Source organism: Streptomyces sp. NBC_01257 (assembly GCF_035917255.1).
Classification (GTDB): domain Bacteria; phylum Actinomycetota; class Actinomycetes; order Streptomycetales; family Streptomycetaceae; genus Streptomyces.
This window is the reverse complement of the sequence record NZ_CP108472.1, coordinates 679,927-692,525: the sequence shown is the minus strand read 5'-3', so window position 1 is coordinate 692,525 and position 12,599 is coordinate 679,927. Positions and strand designations below refer to the sequence as shown.

Genomic DNA, 12,599 nt, shown 5'->3' with positions numbered 1-12,599 from the left:
GCGGGGTACGTCCGTGCTGCCGCTAGGCCCCGATGCGGGCGATGAGCACACACGCGTCGTCCAGACGCTCGGTGCCGCCGAACTCCTCGACGACGGTCCGTACGCACTCCTGCGCGGTACGGGCCTCGGCGAAGCGCGGCGCGAGTCCGAGCAGTGTCTCCGTGCCCGGGCGCAGGCCGTTGCGCGTGTTCCCGTTGTCCCGGGCCAGCCCGTCGGTGTGCAGGACCAGCACGTCACCGGGCAGCAGGTGCAGTTCTTCCTGCTCGTAGGTGACCCCGGACGCCGCTCCGAGCAGCACCCCGTCCGGCGGAGGGACCGGGCGCCCGGCCCCGTCGCGGAAGAGCAGCGGTGCCGGGTGTCCGGCCTGCGCCCAGTCCAGCCTGCGGGTGGCGGGGTCGAACCGGCAGCACACCGCGCTGCCCAGCGCGGGCTGGATCGATGTCTCCAGTAACTGGTTGAGGTGCCCCATCAGCGCCCCGGGTTCGATCCCGGCCACGGCCATGCCGCGCAGCGCACCGAGGATCATCGCCATGGCGGAGGTGGCCTGGATGCCGTGACCGGTGAGATCGCCGACCGTGAGCAGCGTCCTGCCGTCCGGCAGTTCCATCGCGTCGTACCAGCCGCCACCGATCAGGGCGCTCGATTCCGAGGGCAGGTAGTGGGCCGCGATGTCCAGGGCCCCGGGCCCCTGGTCCGGGAGGCGCAGCGAGCCCCGCCACGGCGGGAGCACGGCCTCCTGCAGATCCATGGCCATCCGGCGCTCGGCCCGGGCGATGTCCTGCTGGCGGCGGGCCGACTCCTGCGTCCGGCGTACCGTCTGCCGGCTGCGGTGCAGCGCGCTGACATCGCGCAGGACCGCCCACATGGAGGCGGTGCAGCCGTCCGCGTCGAGCACGGGCTCGCCCATCATGTGCAGGCTCCGCATCCGCCCGTCCGGGCGCAGGATGCGGAATTCACCGTCTATCGGCTTGCCGTCGACGAGGCAGTCGGTCACCAGCGCGGTGAGCAGCGGCTGGTCCTCGGGCAGGAGTACGGCGGGCAGGTCGTCCAGGGAGAGCGGTCCGGCCTCGGCGGTGCGGCCGAAGATCTGGAACAGTTCGTCGGACCAGGTCACCTCGTCGGTGAGCAGATTCCATTCGGCGCTGCCCACCCGGCCGATCAGGGAGCCCGGCTGCTCGTCGGCGATCGGCTCCTGGCCGGTCAGCGGGGCCGTCCGCGCAGCGAGCTGTTCCGCCGCCTCGGGCGAGAGCCCTTCCTTCAGCTGTCCCAGATGTGCGCCCAGATCGTCGAGCTGATGCACCGCGAGATCGCAGAGCGCGCGCTGCCAGCGCAGCTGCGGGTCGTCCTCGTCGACCAGGACGGTGTCGCGCCGCACCGCGTCCACGTCGCCGCGCAGCCGACGCGTCCGGCTGATCAACGCGTCTACGGCATCACCGGCATCGCGCTCGGGCGGCTGGGGTGCGGGGCGGTCCGCGGACAGGTGGGGCGGCATGTCGTACTCCGATACAGGCGCGGTACAACCAGGGTCTGAGGGTGGACCGAATACGACTGTTGCACAGCCGAAGGGACCCCGTAAGTGGTTTGGCAACACTCGATGCGTTCTTGCACCCGTCATATGCCAGCGGCTGACCGGAACGGCGATCCGTCGAACACCCTTGCTGGATGCGGGTGTTGATGCAAGTCATCCGGCGCGCGGTGACGGTCGAGCGCCTGTGCGAGCCGGTTGCGCGCGGTGCGCGCGGGCGGCCGAGGGGCATATGCGGCCGGAGCCCCCGCGACCGGCGGGGGCTCCGGGGCCGGCCGGTCCGGTCCGCCGGGGCGGTGGCGGCCGGTGGGATCAGCAGAGTGCGATACGGCCGTACGAGCCCATCTTCCACTTCCATTCGAGGGTCTCGCCGGGGGTGGTGGTCCAGCAGCTCCGGTCGGGGCCGTGGTCGATGACCAGCTGGATGTGCATGTTGCGGCCGCAGTTGTTGGTCGTCCAGGCGGTCTTGTTCTGCTTGATGACCTCGCGCGCCACGCAGGCGGGCGCGGTGTCACCCGCGGCGGCCGCCGGGCCGGCCGCGGTGATCGAACAGGCGGCGATCATGGCGGTGGCCGCCAGCGTGGTCAGGGCGTTCTTCAGGCGCATGGCTCACATTCCTCGGGAGGTCCTCTGCTGTGTCGGGCACAGCGATCAACGAGCGTCGCCGCCCCGCGTGACGGCGTCACGGAAGCGCGTTGGGCGCCCCGTGCGGGAGTGCGGAGGGGGCGGGAATGCTCCGGGCCGTGCTCGCGTTACACGACCGGAACGAAAACGAATCCCGTTCCCATCAAGGGTCCGGGATCGCTGTACGAGTCCGGAGGTGCCCATGGCCCGCAGTGAAGCCCGTCCCGTCGTCACCCTCCGCTCGACCGCCGGAACGGGGCAGAGCTACGTGACGCGTAAGAGCCGTCGCAACAACCCCGACCGGCTGGTCCTGCGCAAGTTCGACCCCGCGGCCGGCCGCCACGTGCTGTTCCGCGAGGAACGCTGACCGGCGGCCGAGCAGGCCGCACCGCCGTCCGCCCACTCCACCGCATCAGGGAAGGAACATCCATGAAGTCCCGAATCCACCCCGTCTCCCGTCCGGTGGTCTTCCGTGACCGCGCCTCGGGGGCTGCCTTCCTCACCCGGTCGACCGCCGACTCGGATCAGCGTGTGACCTGGGAGGACGGCCGGAGCTATCCCGTCATCGACGTGGAGACCTCCTCGGCGAGCCACCCGTTCTACACGGGGAACCAGCAGGTGCTGGACACGGCCGGCCGGATCGAGCAGTTCAACCGTCGCTACGGCACCGGGGTGTCCGCCCCCGGGGCGTGACGCCGAGTCGTACCGCCCGGCCTTCCGTGCCCTGGATCACAGTCCGGGGTGCGGATTCCCGGGAACAGGAGTCGGTGGTTTATCGTTCACCTATATGTGGACGATGCGCTGAGCGCCGCCACCTGAGCCGCCCCGGCTGGATTCCCCCGATCCGGCCGGGGCTTCCTTCTGCCCGGGGCCTACGGCCCCTCGCGCGCCGGAACCGCACGCCGCCCCGTCGCTTCGACGAGCAGCGCCGCAGCGGCCAGCGCGGCCGCCGGCACGGCCCCGGCCGCCGGCCACAGGCGCACCGCCAGCGCGGCCACCGCCGCACCCGCCACCACGGAGACCAGCCGGCCGACGACCCAGCCGTCCCCGCGGCGCAGGGCCCCCCGGGCGAGCCGCCCGACCAGTGAGGTCAGCGTCCCGGTGAAGTAGTTCGTGGGAGTGGCACGCACCCGTCCCTGGATGCCCATCGCCAGCGCCATGAGCACCAGCAGGCCCAGTGACTCGCCGTCCGAGGTGATCACGCCGCAGGCCCACAGCACCGCGCCGGCGGCCAGCAGCACCACCTCGGCCAGCAGCATCACCGGCAGCCGCCACCACGTCCGCTCACCCGCCACCGCACCCCAGGCCACCCCGCAGCCGTAACCGGCCAGCGCGGTGACCACGCGCAGCGCGACTCCGTCCTCCCCGGCCCCCGCCGCCGAGGCGCCCAGCAGCACCAGGTTGCCCGTCATCACCCCGGCGAAGACCTGGCCGACCCGGAGGAACACGAAGGCGTCCGCCGCCCCGGAGGCAGCCGACAGCAGCAGGAGCGCCGCATGCCCGCGGGGATCGTCCGCGGTGTCGCGGCCGGCCGGATCGGTGGAGGCGGTGGAGGTCGGCACGTCAGCATCTTCGCCGCCATCCCGCAGGCCGGGCGACGTTGCCCCCGGCGCGGCGCGGCGCGGCGCGGCGCGGTGCCGGGTCCGGACCCGGCCTCAGTCCAGGCCGCGCGCCCGCCGGAAGCGGGCCAGCCCGTCGGACAGTTCCACGATCGGCGCCGGATAGTCCGGGCGGTCGCTCTCCGGCCCCCGGAGCTTCCAGGGCTCGTGCACGGCGGGCCCGGACACCCCCGCCAGTTCCGGCACCCAGCGGCGCACATAGCTGCCGTCCGGGTCGTAGCGCCGGGCCTGCGTCACGGGGTTGAGCACCCGGTTGGGGCGGCTGTCCGTGCCTGTTCCCGCCATCCACTGCCAGTTCAGCTGGTTGTTGGCGACGTCTCCGTCGACCAGCAGGTCCAGGAAGTGCTGTGCGCCGATGCGCCAGTCCACGTACAGGGTCTTGGTCAGGAAGCCCGCGGCGAGGAGCCGGCCGCGGTTGTGCATCCAGCCCTCATGGCGCAGCTGGCGCAGCGCGGCGTCGACCACCGGGTAGCCGGTGCGCCCCTGCCGCCAGGCCTCGATCTCCTCGGCCGCGTCCGCCTCGGACCGCCACCGGTCGTGCCGGGTGCGGTAGTCCTCGTGGGACACGGCGGGCCGGGCCGCGAGGACCTGGTGGTGGAACTCGCGCCAGCACAGCTGCCGGACGAAGGCGTCGGCTCCGGTCCCGCCGGCGGAACGGGCCCGGTGGACGAGCTCGACGGGGGACAGGGTGCCGAAGTGCAGATGCGGCGAGAGCCGGGACGTCGCGTCCCCGGCCAGGTCGTCGTGCCCGTCCTCGTACGCCGTGATCCCGTGCCGCCGCCACGCGGTCAGCCGGGTACGGGCCTGTCGTTCCCCGCCTTCGGCGAGCCCCGGCGAGACCCCGGACACGTCCGGGCGGAGCGGCACCGGCTCGGACCCGGGCCCGTCCGGGACCGGTACGGAGCGGGGCGCGCCGAACGCGTCCCTGATCCGTTCCGTGGACCAGTGCCTGAAGTACGGGGTGAACACCGCGAAGTGGTCCGACGCGGCGGGCGTCACGGCACCGGGCGCCACCGCCGTGACCACGCCGTCGTGGACGTGCAGCCGCCGGCCGCCGGACTCCAGCGCCGCGCGCAGCCGTTCCTCGCGGCGGCGGGCGTAGGCGCTGACGCCCGCGGCCACATGGACGTCGCCGGCGCCGGTCTCGGAGACGATCCGCCCCACCTCTTCGACGACATCGCCCGAGCGGATCACCAGCCGTCCGCCCCGCTCGCGCAGCCCGGCGTCGAGGTCTCTCAGACAGTCCGCGAGGAAGGCCAGTCGGTTGGGGGCACCGAATCCGGCCTCCGTGATCGCCCGGTCGCGGACGAAGAGAGGCACGACCTCGTCAGCCGCCGCGAGGGCCGCCCGCATCGGCGGGTGGTCGTGGAGCCGGAGATCGGCGGTGAACAGGACGACCGCTACGGTCATGGCGCTACTCCTGGGGGGGCCGGGGACTGCCATGCTGCCGTCCCCGGACCGCCCGCGGGCCCATCGGTCAGGGTGACACCGGTGCGCTCGCCCGTTCGGGTGATGCCGCGCCCTCTGCCGTACGGGCGATGTTGCGGGCCATCCCGCCGAACACGACCGAGTGGAACGGCCACACGCTCCACCAGTACGCGTGACCCAGCAGTCCGCGCGGGTGGAAGAGGGCGCGCTGGCGGTACCGCGCCCGGCCGCGGCCGTCGGGCTCCACGTGCATCTCCAGCCACGCCAGCCCCGGCAGCCGCATCTCCGCGCGCAGCCGCAGCAGGCGGCCAGGCTCGATCTCCTCGACGCGCCAGAAGTCGAGCGAGTCACCCACCCTCAGCCGGTCGGTGTCACGCCGCCCGCGCCGCAGGCCGACACCTCCCACCAGCCGGTCGAGCCACCCGCGCACCGCCCAGGCGAGCGGGAAGGAATACCAGCCGTGGTCGCCGCCGATCCCCTCGACGACGCGCCAGAGGGCCTCCGCGGACGCCTCGACCTCGCGGCCGCGCACGTCCGTGTACAGGCTGCCGCCGGCCCAGTCGGGGTCGGTGGGCAGCGGATCGCTGGGCACGCCGGGGATCGACGCGGAGGACCACCGGGTGGTGACCCGGGCCTCCCGGACGCGTTGCAGCGCCAGTTCCAGCGCCTTGTCGAGGCCGAACGGCTGCCCGGGACCTTCGGGGACGTACCGGGCGATGTCGTGTTCCCGGCAGACGACCTCGTACCGCAGGGACTCCGCGAGCGGGCGCGCGATCGCCCGCGGCACCGGCGTGACCAGCCCGATCCAGTGGCTGGACAGCCGCGGGGTCAGCATCGGGACGGGCAGGATCAGCCGGTGCGGAAGCGCCGCGATCTCCGCGTAGCGCTGCATCATGTCGCGGTAGGTGACGATGTCGGGTCCGCCGATGTCGAACGTGCGGCTGACCTCGCCCGGCAGCCGGGCGCTGCCGACCAGGCAGCGCAGCACGTCCCGCACCGCGACCGGCTGGATCCGTGTCGAGACCCAGCTCGGCGTCACCATCACGGGCAGCCGTTCGGTCAGGTACCGCAGCATCTCGAACGACGCCGATCCGGATCCGATGATGACCGCGGCCCGCAGCGCGGCGGTCGGGACGCCGGAGTCCAGCAGGATCCTGCCGACCTCGGCCCGCGACCGCAGATGGGGCGACAGCTCGTGCTCGGGCACGTCGGACGGGGTGAGACCGCCGAGGTAGACGATCCGGCCGACGTGCGCGGCACGCGCCTGCTCACCGAAGACCGTGGCGGCCCTGCGGTCCGTCTCCTCGAATCCCTCGCCGGACGTCAGCGCGTGGACGAGGTAGTACGCCACGTCGATGCCCCGCAGCGCGGGCTCGAGCGAATCCGCGTCCGTGACGTCACCGCGGACGATCTCCACCTCGCCCGCCCACGGGTAGTCCCGCAGCTTCTCCGGAGTACGCGCCAGACAGCGCACCCGGTGCCCCGCCGCCAGCAGCTCCGGGACCAGCCGCCCCCCGATGTAGCCCGTGGCGCCGGTGACCAGACAGTGCAGCGGCTGATTCCCGCGGTCGCTCGTCATGGGGTCTCCGCATCAGTCGGTCCTGCCGTGTCCGGCGTACTGCTCGCACACCGGCCCGCTCCGACCAGTCTGGCTTCCGATCCGCCGCGACGCAGTGTGCCGCCGGCAGGTGTGACGTGGCCGGTCGTGGGCAACTGTCGGCCATGAATGCAGAGGCTGGAAGAGGTCCGCGCAACGGAACGCGGCACAGGACATGGGGCTGTGTGCTGCTCCAGGTCAGCATCCTGGTACTGGCCCTCCTGGCCATGGTCGGTTTCTCCGTCGTCCTGGCGAAGGTGACGCTCACCCCGTCGCCCGCGTCGGAGGACATCGTCACGTCGAACCTGCGCCCGGGGCGCTCGCTGCGGCAGTACGCCGAGGACTACACGTTCCTCGCCGCCTGCAAACAGGCGGGCGGCAACCTGGTGCTGGGCATGCCGTTCGGCGTTCTGCTGCCCATCCTCGTGCCGCGGCGGCTGCGCATGGTCCGCATGGTGCTGCTGACCGTCCTGGTCATCGTCGTGGTGGAACTGGTGCAGGGAGCCCTCGTCGCGGGGCGCGCGTTCGACATCGACGACGTCATCCTCAACACGGCCGGTGCGCTGCTCGGTTATCTGCTGCTGGGACGCCGGCTGAGCCACCGCTACCACGTGCTCGCCGCCGGACCCGAGCCCGAGGAGACTCCGGCCCGCAAGAAGGAGGCTCCGGCGCGCAAACCGCGTCCGAAGCCCGCCCGTCCCCGGACCGGGAAGCCGACCGGCCGGACCGGGAAGCCGACCGGCCGGGCGGCCACGTCCTGGACGCGGGTGCGCCAGGGAGTACGGGCCGGCTTCACCCGGACACGCGTCCGCAAGGGCTGACCCACGGCCGGGGCCCGGCGGAGCAGCCGCCCGGGCCCCGGCCGTGGCACCCGATCGGACCGTGGCCGTTTGCAGGCCGTCCCCGGCGGTCCCAGCGTGGGGTGACTGTGACGCCGCATCTCCCGCAGGCGTACGGACCACCTGCCGAGGAGAAGCGACATGGCCGACGCGCAATGGAGCCCGGGGCGAAGGACCGGGGACGCGGACGAATTCCTGCCCGTCCTGGACATCATCGAGCCCACGCGCCAGCGGCGGCTCACCGTCCTGGTCCGCCTCCTCCTGCTGATCCCGCACTTCATCGTGCTGTTCGTCCTGGAGATCGCGGCCTTCTTCACCGTGGTGTTCGGCTGGTTCGCGGCCCTCGTCCTGGGCCGGCTGCCTGAACCCGTCTTCCGCTTCCTCGCGGCGGTCCTCGCCTACCGCACCCGGGTCGCCGCGAGCGGCATGCTCCTCGTCGACCGCTATCCGCCGTTCACCCTGACCCAGCCGTCCGGCTACCCGGTCGCGATCGACGTCCGTCCGACGCGGCTCAACCGGCTGGCGGTGTTCTTCCGGCTGATCCTGGTGATTCCCGCCGCCATCCTGCAGAGCCTCGCCACGTCCGGCTGGTGCGTCCTGGCGGTCGTGTGGTGGCTGATCACGCTGATCCTGGGCCGGATGCCCCGCCCCCTGTTCGAGGCGACCGCGGCCACCCTGCGCTACGAGATGCGGGTGTCCGCCTACCTCTCGATGCTCACCCCCGCCTACCCCAAGGGGTTCTTCGGCGAGGACGCCCTGTCCGTACCGCAGCAGCAGGCACGGTCCGCGACCCGGCCCCTGGTCATGAGCACCGCGGGCAAGGTGCTGCTGGTTCTCTTCCTCGTCCTCGGGCTCGTCAGCAGCGTGACGACGTCGGTGACCCGCTCGTCGTCCGACGACAGCGACTACCACGCGCAGGGATAAAGCGCTCGTGCGATTCACCCGCATGCAGGCATGATCACCCGATGACATGGACAGCACCTGAAGCCGAACGCACGGGCGGCTCACTCGTCGCCCAAGAGCGGGACATGCTCACCGGATACCTCGGCTGGTTCCGCGCCACCCTCCTCCAGAAGTGCGCCGGCCTGACCGGCGAACAGCTCGCCGAGCGGACCGCGCCCCCGTCGAACCTCTCGCTGCTCGGACTCGTCCGCCACATGGCCAAGGTCGAACGCACCTGGTTCCGGCAGCGGTTCGCCGGTGAGGACCTCGCCCCGATGTACGACCCGGAGAAGGGCAGGGACGCGGACTTCGAGGACCTCGACCCGGCCCGGGCCGCCGAGGACTACGCCCGGCTGGTCGAGGAGTGCCGGCTGGCGGACGAGATCGTCGCGGGCGCCTCGTTCGACGACACCTTCGTCCACGACGGCGAGGTCTTCTCGCTGCGGCTCGTACACGTCCACATGATCGGCGAGTACGCACGCCACATCGGCCACGCCGACCTGGTTCGCGAGCGGCTGGACGGGGTCACCGGGGCGTGAGGGGCGCCGGCGAACGGTGACGGTACGTCCGGTGCGTCTGCGCCGCCGTACGGAACCTGACGCAATTCGCACCGGCAGGCGGCGTGAATCCCCCGTGCCGGGTCACACGGAGAGTATGACGTCCACCGACCCGGCAACGGACCAGTCCCGACAGCCCGACGACACCGCAGCCCCCGGCCGCGTCCGGGACCGCCGCACCCATCGATGGGGGAGGATCGCGGCCATCGCCGCGGCCGCCCTCGTCCTGCTGCTCCTCGGCACCCGCCTCAGCCTGCTCCCGGGGCTCTCCGACGTCTTCGGCGAGGAGACCCGGGACCGCTCGGGTCCCGCCGTGCTGAAGTCGATCCAGGACATGAGCCGGTACGAGGCGGCGGCGGGCAACTTCCAGGTCGTCGTCGACCTGGAGAAGGACACGAAGTTCCTCCCCGACGCGATCCGCGGCTCGCGCACGCTGTACGTCGGCGCCGGCACCGTCGGCGCCTCCGTGGACCTGGGCAGGACCGCGCGCAACGGCGTCGTCGTCAACGACGACCGCACGGAGGCCGAGATCAGGCTGCCGCACGCCGTCCTGGGCAAGGCCGCACTCGACCCGGACCGCTCGTACGCGGTGTCCAAGCAGCGCGGACTCTTCGACCGGATCGGGGACTTCTTCTCCGACAACCCGGGCAGCGAGCAGGCGGTCAACAAACTCGCCGCCCAGCACATCGGTGAAGCGGCCAAGGAGAGCGGCCTGACGCAGCGCGCCGAGAAGAACACCACCGCGATGCTCCAGGGACTGCTCGGCTCACTCGGCTTCGAGAAGGTCACCGTCCACTACGGCGAGGCACCCCGCTGAGGGCTGTCCGGCGGATCACGGCCGACAGGGCCCAGAACCGGCCACACGCGTGAACTCCCCTTCTCCGCGGCGCCCTTGACGGTCACTCCTCGATGGGTATGGTCTAGGCCAAGTGCAGGGCCGGCGCCGGAAGCCCGCGTTCCAGCGGGTTGTCCGGCCACGCATCCTGCCGTGCCCTTCGCGCCTCTTGGCCCCACACCTGAGAGGCCGGTCTGCCGCTCCCGGACCCCCCACGGTCCGCCCGCGCGCAGCGACGCCTCATGTGAAGGAGAAGCATGCACGCGAAAAGGAAGACCGCAGCAGCCATCGGTGCCGTACTCGCACCGGTCCTCGCCCTGACCCTCCCGGTGAGCTCCGCCAGCGCCCACGGCTACATCTCCTCGCCGCCCAGCAGGCAGGCGCAGTGTGCCGCCGGCACCGTCAGCTGCGGCGACATCACGTACGAACCCCAGAGCGTGGAAGGCCCCAAGGGGCTGACCAGCTGCAGCGGCGGCAACAGCAGGTTCGCCGATCTCGACGACGACTCCAAGGGCTGGCACGTCACCCCGGTGAGCCGGAGCACCTCCTTCCAGTGGGTGCTCACCGCCCGCCACTCCACCAGCACCTGGCAGTACTTCGCCGGAGGCCAGAAGATCGCCGAGTTCAACGACAACGGCGCCCAGCCCGGCGCCACCGTCACCCACCAGGTGGACTTCGGCAGTCACACCGGCAAGCAGAAGGTCCTCGCGGTGTGGAACATCGCAGACACGTCCAACGCCTTCTACGCCTGCATCGACGTCGACGTCAGCTGACCGGACACCGGTACGAACAGGAGCCCCCGCCCTGCGTAGGGTGGGGGCTCCGACGACGGCGCCGGCCTGCGAACCTCTCGTCCCGGCGTGCGGGACGGATGGAGGACGCATCATGGCCGACACCTGGGTGAGGCTGGAACTCGACCTGGCCGCCTTCGACACGGACCGGTTCGAGCGGCACGTGACCAAGTGCCGTGACGAGGGCATCCGCCTGACCACCCTCGCCGATCTGGGGGACACCCCGGAGCACCGGCGTGCGCTGTACGCACTCAACAAGGAGTGCTCGGCCGACATCCCGGAGCGGGGCGAGTTCTTCTCGTACGAGGAGTTCTGCACACGCCGCTTCGACACCCCTTCGTACGATCCGCGGGGCGTCGTGATCGCCCTGGACGGCGACGAGTGGATCGGCATGGCGGCCACCTCGAACCACGGGGACTTCCTGTTCAACGAGATGACCGGGGTGCGGGCGGCCCACCGGGGCCGCGGCATCTCGCTCGCGATGAAGACGTTCGGGATGCGGTTCGCCGCCGAGAGCGGCGTGCGGCGGATCCGTACCTTCCACCATCCGGCGAACGACAGCGCCATCGGGATGAACCGGACCCTCGGGTACGCCGACACCGAATGACCCGGCGCCGGGCGGCCAGCGGCACCCGGATGGCCGCCGCCGTCACCCGCGTGCTCCCCGGGCCGCGCCGCAGCGGCCGGGTCCGGCGACGCTGAGGGCGTCACGGCGTCTGAAGAATCGGGATCGGCATGCGCATACCGGCCTTCCTCGGCCAGCGGGGTACGCGACGCGGATGCGCCCTCGCGGCCGCCCTCACCGCAGTGCTGTACGGGGCGGCCGCACCCGCCGCGGCCGCCCGGGGCGAGGACGGGCACCCCAGGCCGACGGTGGTGCTGGTGCACGACGCCTTCGCCGACGCGTCCGGCTGGAACGCGGTCGCCGAGCGACTGCAGCGCCACGGATACACGGTCGTCGCCCCCGCCAACCCGCTCCGCGGCCTCGCCGCGGACGCCGCCGGAGCGGCCGACGTGCTCAAGCGCATCACGGGCCCCGTCGTGCTCGTGGGCCACGGCTACGGGGGAGCGGTCATCGGCGTCGCGGCAGCGGGCAATCCGCACGTCACGTCCCTGGTCTACATATCCGCCCTGATGCCGGACCGGGGCGAGGCGCTCGGACCACTCAGCTCGCGCTTCCCGGGCAGCGGACTCGGTACGGCGCTCAGGCGCGCACCCGTCCGGAACGCCGACGGGACACCGGGCGCCGACCTCTACATCCAGAACGCCAGATTCCACGCCCTCGTCGCCGCGGACCGGCCCCGAGCGGCCGCCGCCGTCATGGCGGCCTCCCAACGCCCCCTGAACGCATCGGCGTTCGAGGAGCAGGCCACCGCGGCCGCCTGGCGGACCATCCCCACCTGGGCGCTGGTCGCGACCGGCGACAGGATCGTGCCGCCCCGTCTGGCCCGCTTCCAGGCGGACCGCGCCCACGCCCACACCGTCGAGGTGAACTCCTCGCACGTTGCCATGGCCTCCCGCCCCGACGCGGTCACCGACCTCATCCTCGCCGCCGCAGGAGACACCCCTCCCGCACAGCGGCCCCTCGCCGCGACGGGAACCAGAACGCTCGTCCTCGCGCTGACCGGCTGTGCCGCAGGGCTCGCCGTGTTCCTCGGCGGCGGACTCGTGTCGTCCGCCCGCCGCCGCGACAGCTTCGCCCGCTGACCGTCCCCGGACTCCCTTACCAGCAGGGCCGGTTCCTCGCGCCGAGGGCGGCGGACCGTTCGCGCGACACGTCGGCCGTGCCGGGATTTTCCGTCGGCCGGCGGTGTTGAAGTCATGATGAGGGTCCGCGGCCGA

At 72.3% G+C, this 12,599-nt stretch carries 14 protein-coding genes; 9 read left to right on the top strand and 5 right to left on the bottom strand.

The window, feature by feature from the left end:
• Positions 1 to 22: 22 nt before the first annotated feature.
• Both OG408_RS03110 and OG408_RS03105 read right to left on the bottom strand, forming a co-directional pair.
• Positions 23 to 1,492, bottom strand: a complete 1,470-nt coding sequence (locus OG408_RS03110) for a PP2C family protein-serine/threonine phosphatase (RefSeq protein ID WP_326668030.1) — start codon at positions 1,490 to 1,492, stop codon at positions 23 to 25.
• 345 nt (positions 1,493 to 1,837) lie between these two features.
• Positions 1,838 to 2,131 (bottom strand): hypothetical protein, encoded by a 294-nt coding sequence (locus tag OG408_RS03105; protein ID WP_266787137.1) that lies wholly within the window; start codon positions 2,129 to 2,131, stop codon positions 1,838 to 1,840.
• A gap of 220 nt (positions 2,132 to 2,351) precedes the next feature.
• Here OG408_RS03105 and rpmG point away from each other — a divergent pair, with 220 nt between their 5' ends.
• On the top strand, positions 2,352 to 2,516 hold the full coding sequence (gene rpmG / locus OG408_RS03100) for a 50S ribosomal protein L33 (RefSeq protein WP_285564090.1): 165 nt from the start codon (positions 2,352 to 2,354) through the stop codon (positions 2,514 to 2,516).
• Positions 2,517 to 2,578: 62 nt separating this feature from the next.
• Positions 2,579 to 2,842, top strand: a complete 264-nt coding sequence (locus tag OG408_RS03095; protein ID WP_266787141.1) for a type B 50S ribosomal protein L31 — start codon at positions 2,579 to 2,581, stop codon at positions 2,840 to 2,842.
• Positions 2,843 to 3,021: 179 nt separating this feature from the next.
• Here the strand turns inward: OG408_RS03095 and OG408_RS03090 are convergent, their stop codons facing one another.
• The 3 genes from OG408_RS03090 to OG408_RS03080 form a co-directional block, all read right to left on the bottom strand.
• Positions 3,022 to 3,636 (bottom strand): YoaK family protein, encoded by a 615-nt coding sequence (locus OG408_RS03090; RefSeq protein ID WP_326674461.1) that lies wholly within the window; start codon positions 3,634 to 3,636, stop codon positions 3,022 to 3,024.
• A gap of 168 nt (positions 3,637 to 3,804) precedes the next feature.
• Entirely contained in the window at positions 3,805 to 5,178 is a 1,374-nt protein-coding gene (locus tag OG408_RS03085) for a cryptochrome/photolyase family protein (RefSeq protein WP_326668026.1), read from the bottom strand.
• Positions 5,179 to 5,245: 67 nt separating this feature from the next.
• The gene (locus OG408_RS03080; protein WP_326668024.1) at positions 5,246 to 6,775 is read right to left on the bottom strand and encodes an SDR family oxidoreductase; all 1,530 of its coding nucleotides are present in this window, start codon (positions 6,773 to 6,775) and stop codon (positions 5,246 to 5,248) included.
• 203 nt (positions 6,776 to 6,978) lie between these two features.
• Here OG408_RS03080 and OG408_RS03075 point away from each other — a divergent pair, with 203 nt between their 5' ends.
• The 7 genes from OG408_RS03075 to OG408_RS03045 all read left to right on the top strand — a co-directional run bounded on the left by OG408_RS03075 (position 6,979) and on the right by OG408_RS03045 (position 12,464).
• Entirely contained in the window at positions 6,979 to 7,614 is a 636-nt protein-coding gene (locus OG408_RS03075; protein WP_442806002.1) for a VanZ family protein, read from the top strand.
• Between the two features lie 159 nt (positions 7,615 to 7,773).
• On the top strand, positions 7,774 to 8,556 hold the full coding sequence (locus tag OG408_RS03070) for a DUF4389 domain-containing protein (RefSeq protein ID WP_326668020.1): 783 nt from the start codon (positions 7,774 to 7,776) through the stop codon (positions 8,554 to 8,556).
• Between the two features lie 41 nt (positions 8,557 to 8,597).
• Positions 8,598 to 9,113 carry a DinB family protein gene (locus OG408_RS03065; RefSeq protein WP_326668018.1) on the top strand — a complete coding sequence of 172 codons (516 nt, stop codon included), beginning with the start codon at positions 8,598 to 8,600 and terminating at the stop codon, positions 9,111 to 9,113.
• Positions 9,114 to 9,228: 115 nt separating this feature from the next.
• The gene (locus tag OG408_RS03060) at positions 9,229 to 9,948 is read left to right on the top strand and encodes a DUF4230 domain-containing protein (protein WP_266787155.1); all 720 of its coding nucleotides are present in this window, start codon (positions 9,229 to 9,231) and stop codon (positions 9,946 to 9,948) included.
• 275 nt (positions 9,949 to 10,223) lie between these two features.
• A complete protein-coding gene (locus OG408_RS03055; protein ID WP_266787157.1) occupies positions 10,224 to 10,739 on the top strand; it encodes a lytic polysaccharide monooxygenase auxiliary activity family 9 protein in 516 nt (171 codons plus the stop codon).
• Positions 10,740 to 10,851: 112 nt separating this feature from the next.
• Positions 10,852 to 11,364, top strand: a complete 513-nt coding sequence (locus tag OG408_RS03050) for a GNAT family N-acetyltransferase (RefSeq protein WP_285564086.1) — start codon at positions 10,852 to 10,854, stop codon at positions 11,362 to 11,364.
• A 128-nt stretch (positions 11,365 to 11,492) separates the two neighbouring features.
• A complete protein-coding gene (locus OG408_RS03045; RefSeq protein ID WP_326668014.1) occupies positions 11,493 to 12,464 on the top strand; it encodes an alpha/beta fold hydrolase in 972 nt (323 codons plus the stop codon).
• The last annotated feature ends 135 nt before the right edge of the window (positions 12,465 to 12,599 follow it).

Excerpts from the sequence above, each read along its gene's own strand:
- OG408_RS03110 (WP_326668030.1), bottom strand. The coding sequence starts at position 1,492 with ATGCCGCCCCACCTGTCCGCGGACCGCCCCGCACCCCAGCCGCCCGAG.
- OG408_RS03105 (WP_266787137.1), bottom strand. The coding sequence starts at position 2,131 with ATGCGCCTGAAGAACGCCCTGACCACGCTGGCGGCCACCGCCATGATC.
- rpmG (WP_285564090.1), top strand. The coding sequence starts at position 2,352 with ATGGCCCGCAGTGAAGCCCGTCCCGTCGTCACCCTCCGCTCGACCGCC.
- OG408_RS03095 (WP_266787141.1), top strand. The coding sequence starts at position 2,579 with ATGAAGTCCCGAATCCACCCCGTCTCCCGTCCGGTGGTCTTCCGTGAC.
- OG408_RS03085 (WP_326668026.1), bottom strand. The coding sequence starts at position 5,178 with ATGACCGTAGCGGTCGTCCTGTTCACCGCCGATCTCCGGCTCCACGAC.
- OG408_RS03080 (WP_326668024.1), bottom strand. The coding sequence starts at position 6,775 with ATGACGAGCGACCGCGGGAATCAGCCGCTGCACTGTCTGGTCACCGGC.
- OG408_RS03070 (WP_326668020.1), top strand. The coding sequence starts at position 7,774 with ATGGCCGACGCGCAATGGAGCCCGGGGCGAAGGACCGGGGACGCGGAC.
- OG408_RS03065 (WP_326668018.1), top strand. The coding sequence starts at position 8,598 with ATGACATGGACAGCACCTGAAGCCGAACGCACGGGCGGCTCACTCGTC.
- OG408_RS03060 (WP_266787155.1), top strand. The coding sequence starts at position 9,229 with ATGACGTCCACCGACCCGGCAACGGACCAGTCCCGACAGCCCGACGAC.
- OG408_RS03055 (WP_266787157.1), top strand. The coding sequence starts at position 10,224 with ATGCACGCGAAAAGGAAGACCGCAGCAGCCATCGGTGCCGTACTCGCA.
- OG408_RS03050 (WP_285564086.1), top strand. The coding sequence starts at position 10,852 with ATGGCCGACACCTGGGTGAGGCTGGAACTCGACCTGGCCGCCTTCGAC.
- OG408_RS03045 (WP_326668014.1), top strand. The coding sequence starts at position 11,493 with ATGCGCATACCGGCCTTCCTCGGCCAGCGGGGTACGCGACGCGGATGC.